Genomic DNA, 1267 nt, shown 5'->3' on the forward strand with positions numbered 1-1267 from the left:
ATTAAGATCGAACATTAATTTATAAGCAATCATTTTAATTTGTTTACTAAAAATTAGCATAATATTTTTAACTTTATCCATATTGACCGTTTGAATTTTATTTAAAAATTAAAGTAATTTCTCACCTAATAATGAGCCTATTAATGCAACGGCTACGATTGCTGTTCTATTTCTTTCGTCTAAGATTGGATTAACTTCTACGAATTCAATTGAAGTAATAATATCAGCATCAGATAGCATTTCCATTGCTAAGTGGCCTTCTCTATAAGTGATTCCTCCAGGTACAGGTGTGCCCACTCCAGGAACGTGAATTGGATCTAGACCGTCAAGATCTAATGATAAGTGTACACCGTCACACCCTTTTAAGTGGTCAATGCTTTCTTCCATTACTTTTGTCATTCCTACTTTATCAATTTCATGCATTGTATAAACTTTAATTCCTAATTCTTTAATAATTGCTCTTTCGCCTTCATCAAGATCACGTGCACCAATAATGATTACGTTCTCTGGTTTTACTTTAGGGAAGTAACCACCTATTTTCGTTAATAAGTCGTGACCATGACCTAATGAAACAGCTAAAGACATACCATGAATATTACCAGAAGGAGATGTTTCAGCAGTATTTAAATCTCCATGTGCATCAAACCAAATTAATCCAAGATTATTATAATGTTTTGATACGCCTGCTAATGTACCGATTGCAATACTATGATCACCGCCAAGTACTAGTGGCATTCTGTTTCTTTTAATAACTTCATCAACTTCAGCAGCAAGCTTTTCACATGTATCTTTTACAGATTTTAAGTTCTTTAAATTATGTTCTGAATTATCTTCTTTAACTGGTGTACGTTCTACTAAAATATCTCCTAAGTCTTCTACCTGATAAGACATTCTTTCAATACGTTCGTGCAACTGTGCATATCTAATTGCACTTGGCCCCATATCTACCCCACGTCTAGTTTGTCCTAAATCTAATGGTACTCCAATAATCGAAATATCTTTTAACATTTTTATTTCCCCCATCGACTGATTTCATAAAAGAAAACGCTTACTTGTTTTTGAAAAAATATAATTTTTTGACTGTTAAAGTTATTAATTATATTAATAGTTTAAATCTTTTGAAACAAATGGGTCAACTCGACATTTTTTTGTATACATATGCATTTTGAGCTTATTAATTGCTATATCATATGATTATATACAACAAAAAACCTTAGTCAAATGACTAAGGTTTAACTTTATGTATATTGGTGGAGCCTAGCGGGAT

General features: G+C 31.9%; 1 protein-coding gene. It reads right to left on the minus strand.

Annotation, left to right across the window (positions count from 1 at the left end):
- Positions 1-108: 108 nt before the first annotated feature.
- Positions 109-1008 carry an arginase gene (gene rocF, locus COE53_RS23530; protein WP_098948805.1) on the minus strand — a complete coding sequence of 300 codons (900 nt, stop codon included), beginning with the start codon at positions 1006-1008 and terminating at the stop codon, positions 109-111.
- Positions 1009-1267 lie beyond the last annotated feature (259 nt).

The organism is Bacillus sp. AFS029533 (genome assembly GCF_002585125.1).
Classification (GTDB): Bacteria; Bacillota; Bacilli; order Bacillales; family Bacillaceae_G; genus Gottfriedia; species Gottfriedia luciferensis_B.

Coding starts and splice junctions, on each gene's coding strand:
- rocF (WP_098948805.1), bottom strand. CDS start 1,008: ATGTTAAAAGATATTTCGATTATTGGAGTACCATTAGATTTAGGACAA.